The following is a 6762-nucleotide window of genomic DNA, read 5'->3' as shown; positions in this document are numbered from 1 at the left end:
GCTGGACATGGACCTCTACCTGCGGATCGCCCCCGAGCTGTACCTGAAGCGACTGCTCGTCGGGGGGCTCGAGCGGGTCTTCGAGATCAACCGGAACTTCCGGAACGAAGGGATCTCCACCCAGCACAACCCCGAGTTCACGATGCTCGAGTTCTACCAGGCGTATGCGACCTTCGAGGAGCTGATGGCGCTGACGGAGGACATGATCTCCTCCCTGGCGAGGGAACTGACCGGCGGTATGAAGGTTCCATACCAGGGGGAAGTCATCGATTTCACCCCCCCATGGGAGAGGATCACCATCGCGCAGGCCGTCGCCCGGCACGGCGGAGTCCCGGAGGAGAAGCTGTCGGAGGAACCGTTCTTGAGAGGGATGGCGAAGGAGCTTAATCTCCCCGGCGCCGAACGGGCCTCCATGGGCGACCTCCTGGCGGCCGTCTACGAGGAGGTCGCGGAGCGGAAGATCGCCGGCCCCGCGTTCGTGACCGAGTTCCCGATCGAGGTGTCCCCGCTGTCGCGTCGGAACGACCGCCGCCCGCAGCTCGTGGACCGGTTCGAGCTGATCGTCCGGGGGCGGGAGATCGCCAACGCCTTCTCCGAGCTGAACGATCCGGAGGACCAGAGGGGGCGGTTCGAGGAGCAGATCCGCCGGAGGGAGCGGGGGGACGAGGAGGCCCATTTCCTGGACGAGGACTACATCCGCGCGCTCGAATACGGGATGCCGCCCGCCGCGGGCGAAGGGATCGGGATCGACCGGCTCGTGATGCTGCTCACCGACTCCCCGTCGATCCGAGAGGTGATCCTGTTCCCGCATCTCCGGAAAGAGGGGTAGGAAGGTTGCGCGTCCCCGTCGAGCTTCACATCGCCGAGAAATACCTGCTGGCGAAGCGGAAGCAGACGTTCATCTCCATCATCACCTTCATCTCCGTGGGCGGGGTCGCGGTCGGCGTAATGGCGCTGATCATCGTGCTCGCCGTGATGAGCGGCTTCGAGCGCGAGCTGAAGGACCGGATCCTCGGGGCGACGGCGCACATCCACGTGACCAGCCTGGACGGCTCCGTCGCGAAGCCGTTCGAGGCGGCGGAGCGGGTGCGGAAGTTCGAGGGGGTCGCAGCCGCGTCGCCCTACATCTTCAGCCAGATGATGATCTCCTCGGGGAGCGGCTCCGTCGGCGGCGTGCTGCGCGGAGTGGACACCGCCACCTTCGGGAGCGTCACCCGCCTGACGAAGGACCTGCGGGTCGGGAAGCTGGAGGACCTTCACCGGCCGGCGGCCGGCGGGATGCCGGGCGTCATCCTCGGCAAGGAGCTCGCGGGGAACCTCGCGGTGGGGGCGGGGGACCTCGTCGAGATCCTGGTTCCCGGCGGGTCGATCACCCCCCTGGGCGCGTTCCCGAAGACCGCGCGGTTCCGCGTCGCGGGGATCGCCGAGTCCGGCATGTACGAGTACGACGCGACCTTCGCCTACATCTCCTTCGAGGAGGCGGGGCGGCTGCTGGGGCTGGAGGGGCGCGGAACCGGGATCGAGGTGCGGGTCCGCGACATCTACGCCGCGGCCGACATCGCCAAGCGGCTGAGGGCGGAGCTCGGCTACCCCTTCTGGGCCAAGGACTGGATGCAGACCAACCGGAACCTGTTCTCCGCCCTGAAGCTCGAGAAGGTCGTGATGTTCATCATCCTGGTCCTCATCGTGATGGTCGCCGCCTTCAACATCATCAGCACGCTCATCATGGTCGTGATGGAGAAGACCAAGGACATCGCGATCCTGATGACGCTGGGCGCGACGCGCGCGACCATCCGCCGCATCTTCGCCATCGAGGGGCTGATCATCGGGATCTCGGGGACGGCCCTCGGGACCTTCCTGGGCGCCATCCTTTGCTACCTTCTGCGGCGGTACCGGTTCATCAGCCTTCCGAGCGACATCTACTACATCACCACGCTCCCGGTGCTGCTGGAGGTCAAGACGGTGCTGCTCGTGGTCGCGAGCTCCATCCTGATCTGCTTCCTCGCCACGGTGTACCCGGCGGCCCAGGCCGCGCGGGTCGATCCCGCCGAGGCCATCCGATATGAGTGACGTCCCCGTCCTCCGCGCCGAGGAGATCCGGAGGGTGTTCCGCCGGGACAGGTACGACATCCACGTGCTCAAGGGTGTATCTCTCTCCATACGGCGCGGGGAGACGGTCGGCGTGGTGGGGGTCTCCGGCGCGGGGAAGACCACGCTCCTGCAGATCCTGGGTACCCTCGACCGCCCCACCTCCGGAAGAATCCTTTTCGAGGGCGAGGACATCACCGGGCTGAGGGAAGAGCAGCTGGCGTCGCTGCGCAACCGGAAGATCGGGTTCGTCTTCCAGTTCCACAACCTGCTGCCCGAGTTCAGCGTCCTCGACAATGTCATGCTCCCCTGCCGGATCGCCGGGATGGACCCGCGGGAGGCGAGGCGCCGGGCGGAATCGCTTCTCGGGGAGGTCGGACTCTCCGAAAGGCTGGCCCACCGGATGGGGGAGATCTCCGGGGGAGAGCAGCAGCGGGCGGCGGTCTGCCGCGCGCTCGTGATGGAGCCGTCCGTTCTTTTAGCCGACGAACCGACCGGAAACCTCGACCGGACGACCGCCGCCGGAATGGTCGACCTGCTCCTCGAACTGAACCGGGCGCGCGGGCTTTCGGTCCTGATGGTGACCCACAACGACCGGGTGGCAGGGCGCCTCGACCGGGTGATCCGAATCGACGACGGACGGATCGTCGAATGAAGGGAAAGGTCCGCCTCCCGGGGGGATTGTGCGCCTTCCTTCTCTGCGCCTTCATCCTGGCGGGAACGGGGGGGAGCGTCCGGGCGGATGGATTCCGGGTGGTGGCCGTCGACGTGCAGGGCGCGAAGAGGGTCCCTCCGGACGACATCCGGCAGGCCATGTCCACGAGGGTTGGGCAGGAGCTCGATCTCGCCAGGATCCGGGAGGACATCAAGGCGATCTCGCGGATGGGATATTTCCGGGGCGTGACCATCGACAGCGAGGAGGTGGAGGGCGGATACCGGCTGACCGTCGTCGTTTCGGAGAAGCCGGTCGTCGCCTCGGTCGCGATCGAGGGGAACAAGGATGTCGACCTGAAGGACCTGAAGGAAGGCGTCACGGTGAAGGAGCGGTCGCTGTTCCAGGAGGAGAAGGTAAAGGAATCCGTCAATAATTTAAGGGAAATAATCAAAAACAATGGATTTATCGATGCTGAGGTCGAATCCGTCGTCTCGGAGGACGCCGAGGGCGCCATCCGCGTGACCTTCCGGATCGCCGAGGGGGAGAAGCTCAAGATCGAGAAGATCGTCGTCGAGGGGAACCTGTATTTTTCCCGCAAGCAGATCCTGAAAGCGATGGAAACCAACGAGGAGGGCTTCTTCTCCTTCATCACGAATTCGGGGGTCTACAAGAAGGACGTCCTGGAAAACGACGTGATGAAGCTCGAGGCGTTGTACCAGAACGCCGGCTTCCTCGACTCGAAGATCTCCGACCCGCAGTTCGACCGCGGGAAGGAGGGGCTGGTCCTGACGCTGCGGATCTACGAAGGACGGCAGTACCGGATCGGCACGATCCGCTTCTCGGGGGAGTCCGGGGTCTCCGAGGAAACGCTTCGGAAGACCGTGAAGCTGAAAAGCGGAGACCTCTTCAACCGGGAGATCCTCCTGTCCGACCTGCTGGCGCTGACCACGCTGGTGAACGACCAGGGGTACGCGCAGGCGCTGGTGTCGCCGGGCCTCGAGAAGCGAAAGGAGTATCCCGTCGCGGACCTGACCTACCGGATCGAGCGGGGGAGGATGTTCCACTTCGGGAAGGTGGAGATCGCGGGGAACACGAAAACGTTCGACCGGGTCGTGCGCAGGTCCGTCGACGTCGCCGAGGGGGCGACCTATTCCGCGACGAAGCTGAAGACCACCAAGGAGAACCTCACGCGCACCTCCTACTACAAGGACGTGAAGGTGACCACCGCGCCGGCCGACAACGCCGCGGAGATGGATGTGAAGGTGGAGATCCAGGAAGCGCCCACGGGCACGCTTTCCGGCGGGATGGGATACAGCTCGATGGACGGGATCTTCGGGGTCGTCCAGTTGAGCGAGAACAACCTCTTCGGACGCGGCTGGAAGGCGTCGCTGAACTCGCAGTTCGGATCGCGGCGGACCTCCTTCACGCTCGATTTCCGGAACCCGCACCTGTTCGACACGGATTACAGCCTGCTTACGACGCTTTACAACAACAAAATCGAGTACGAGGATTTCAAGAAGGATTCGAAGGGCGGCAGGATCGGGGTGGGGTACAACCTGAGCCGCTTCCTCCACGGCAGCGTGTCGTTCGCCCTGGACGACACGAAGGTCCTCCCGGTGGAGAACGAGCTCCCCGAGGACATCGTCCGGAAGGAGATCGAGAAGGGGAAGCAGAAGACGCGGAGCCTGATCGTCAGCGCGACCCGGAACACCACCGACCGGTACATCGATCCGTCGAAAGGCACCGTCCAGTCCGTCTCCGTGCAGTACGCCGGGGGACCGTTGGGCGGGGACACCCAATTCCTCAAGTACATCCTGAACGCCAAGGCGTTCTACCCGGTGACCGCATCCACGGTCCTCTCGGCGTCCCTGCTGTGGGGGCATGTCGTCAGCACCGACGGGGGATGGGGGAAAGGCGAGGTCCCCCTCTATGAGCGGTTCTTCCTCGGAGGGCCCTACAGCATCCGGGGATTCCGTTCCCGGACCCTTTCGCCGATCGATCCGAACACCGGCGAGAAGGTCGGCGGCAACAAGGATATCATCGGCAACGTCGAGTACCAGTTCCCGCTGGGAAGCGACACGGGCTTCAAGGGGGTGTTCTTCGTCGACGCCGGGAACACCTGGCGGCAGGGCGCCTGGCCGTTCGTGGACGAGAGGATCTGGATCGGCTACGGAACGGGCGTGCGGTGGTACTCGCCGATGGGCCCCATGCGGTTCGAGTACGGCTGGAACCTCAACCGGCCGCCGGGAGCGCCCGCAAGCGTTTTCGAATTCACGATCGGCACGGTGTTCTAAAGAAAATAGTTCCACAAGGAGCGGAAATGATGCGGAAGACGGGAATCATCGCGGTGGCGGCATTCGTTGCGGCGTCCTTCGCCTGCCCGGCGCTTGCGGAGGGCATTCGGATCGCGGTCGTGGACGTCAACAAGGTCCTGAACGAGTCCGAAGAGGGGAAGGCGGCCAAGAAGAAAATGGAGGCCCGCTACGAGGAGCTGAAGAAGGAAATCGACGCGAAGCAGGAAGAGCTGAAGAAGCTGAAGGACGAGATCGACAAGCAGAAGGTGATCGCCTCGAAGGAGAAGCTGAAGGAGAAGGAGGACGCCTTCCAGGCGAAGCTGAACGATCTGAGGAAAATGACCCAGGAGTCGGAGCGGGAGATGCAGGGGCGGCAGGGCGAGCTGACCCGGGAGATCCTGAAGCGGATCGAAGGGCAGATCGACGCCCTCGTCAAGGCCGAGAAGTACGACCTGATCCTCGAGCGGTCCGCCGGGGTGATCCACGTCGTCGATTCCATGGACCTGACGGGAAGGGTCCTCGAAATGTTGAACAAGGAAAGGAAGGGCGCGGGGTCCGAAAAGACGCCGGGACCCGAAAAAGCGCCCGCCGAGAAGAAGGGGTCCGGCGTGAAAAAGGAGGGCGGCGGTGGCAAATAGATTCCTTCTTTCGGAGCTGGCGCCGAAGATCGGCGCCGCGCTCCAGGGACCGGACGCCGAGGTCGGGGGGATCGCCTCCATCGAAGAGGCGGGCCCGGAGCAGGTGACCTTCCTGTCGAACCCGAAATACGCGGTGCATGCGCGGGAGACGAAGGCGGCCGCGATCATCGCCAAGGCGCCCGTCGCGGGGGCGGGGTGCGCGTTTCTTCTGTCGCCGAACCCATATCACTCCTTCGCGTGCGCCGTCGAGCTGTTCCATCCGACGGTGCGGCCCCCCGCGGGAATCTCTCCCCAGGCGAGCGTCCACCCGGGGGCCGTCCTGGGGAAGGACGTCTCGATCGGACCCTTCGCCGTCGTGCAGGAAGGGGCGGTCATCGGCGACCGGGCCGTGCTCCTCGCCGGCGTCTTCGTCGGGGCGGGCGCTTCCGTGGGCGAGGATTGCCTCCTCCATCCGCGCGTGACGCTGTACCATGGCGTGAAGGTGGGGAAACGGGCGATCCTCCACGCCGGATGCGTCATCGGGAGCGACGGGTTCGGCTTCGCTCCATCGGAAACGGGGTTCAAGAAGATCCAGCAGGTCGGGATCGTCGAGATCGAGGATGACGTGGAGATCGGCGCCAACACCACGATCGACCGGGCCGCGCTGGGCGTCACCCGGATCGGCCGGGGGACCAAGCTCGACAACCTGATCCAGGTGGGCCACAACGTCGTCATCGGGAAGAACACCGTCATCGCGGCGCAGACCGGGATCTCGGGAAGCTGCAAGGTCGGGGACCGGGTGATGATCGGGGGGCAGGCGGGGCTGGCAGGGCACCTGGAGGTCGGCGACGGAGTGATGCTCGGGGCGAAGACGGGCGTCGCCACATCCATCTCCGCGAAGGAATCGGCCGCGTGGTCCGGCATCCCCGTGATGCCCCACAAGACGTGGCTGCGGATGGTGATGCTGCTGCCTTCGCTTCCAGAGCTGTTCCGGCGGGTGAAGCGGCTGGAGGGCGGAAATCCGGAGAAAGAGGAGGGATGACGTTGATTTCATGCCAGGAAATCATGGACCTGCTGCCGCACCGCTATCCGTTCCTGCTTGTGGACA

The 6762-nt window shown here is 64.8% G+C and carries 6 protein-coding genes; all 6 read left to right on the top strand.

The genetic code is table 11. From position 1 onward, the window contains the following. The coding region (locus AB1346_10330; GenBank protein MEW6720832.1) for an amino acid--tRNA ligase-related protein at positions 1–829 on the top strand (829 nt) is incomplete at its 5' end. Between the two features lie 5 nt (positions 830–834). Next, complete coding sequence (locus tag AB1346_10325; GenBank protein MEW6720831.1) at positions 835–2070, top strand: lipoprotein-releasing ABC transporter permease subunit; 1236 nt, start codon at positions 835–837, stop codon at positions 2068–2070. After that, positions 2063–2743: an ABC transporter ATP-binding protein gene (locus AB1346_10320; protein MEW6720830.1), complete on the top strand. Its 681-nt coding sequence runs from the start codon at positions 2063–2065 to the stop codon at positions 2741–2743. Before AB1346_10325 ends, AB1346_10320 begins: the two co-directional genes overlap by 8 nt. After that, positions 2740–5037: an outer membrane protein assembly factor BamA gene (bamA, locus tag AB1346_10315; protein ID MEW6720829.1), complete on the top strand. Its 2298-nt coding sequence runs from the start codon at positions 2740–2742 to the stop codon at positions 5035–5037. Before AB1346_10320 ends, bamA begins: the two co-directional genes overlap by 4 nt. A gap of 26 nt (positions 5038–5063) precedes the next feature. Continuing rightward, on the top strand, positions 5064–5675 hold the full coding sequence (locus AB1346_10310) for an OmpH family outer membrane protein (GenBank protein MEW6720828.1): 612 nt from the start codon (positions 5064–5066) through the stop codon (positions 5673–5675). After that, positions 5665–6696, top strand: a complete 1032-nt coding sequence (gene lpxD / locus AB1346_10305; GenBank protein ID MEW6720827.1) for a UDP-3-O-(3-hydroxymyristoyl)glucosamine N-acyltransferase — start codon at positions 5665–5667, stop codon at positions 6694–6696. Before AB1346_10310 ends, lpxD begins: the two co-directional genes overlap by 11 nt. Positions 6697–6762 lie beyond the last annotated feature (66 nt).

The organism is Thermodesulfobacteriota bacterium, assembly GCA_040758155.1.
In the GTDB taxonomy this organism is placed as follows: domain Bacteria; phylum Desulfobacterota; class Deferrimicrobia; order Deferrimicrobiales; family Deferrimicrobiaceae; genus UBA2219.
The sequence above is the reverse complement of the archived record's forward strand: the minus strand, read 5'-3'. Positions and strand labels throughout refer to the sequence as shown.

Excerpts from the sequence above, each read along its gene's own strand:
- bamA (MEW6720829.1), top strand. The coding sequence starts at position 2,740 with ATGAAGGGAAAGGTCCGCCTCCCGGGGGGATTGTGCGCCTTCCTTCTC.
- AB1346_10310 (MEW6720828.1), top strand. The coding sequence starts at position 5,064 with ATGATGCGGAAGACGGGAATCATCGCGGTGGCGGCATTCGTTGCGGCG.
- AB1346_10320 (MEW6720830.1), top strand. The coding sequence starts at position 2,063 with ATGAGTGACGTCCCCGTCCTCCGCGCCGAGGAGATCCGGAGGGTGTTC.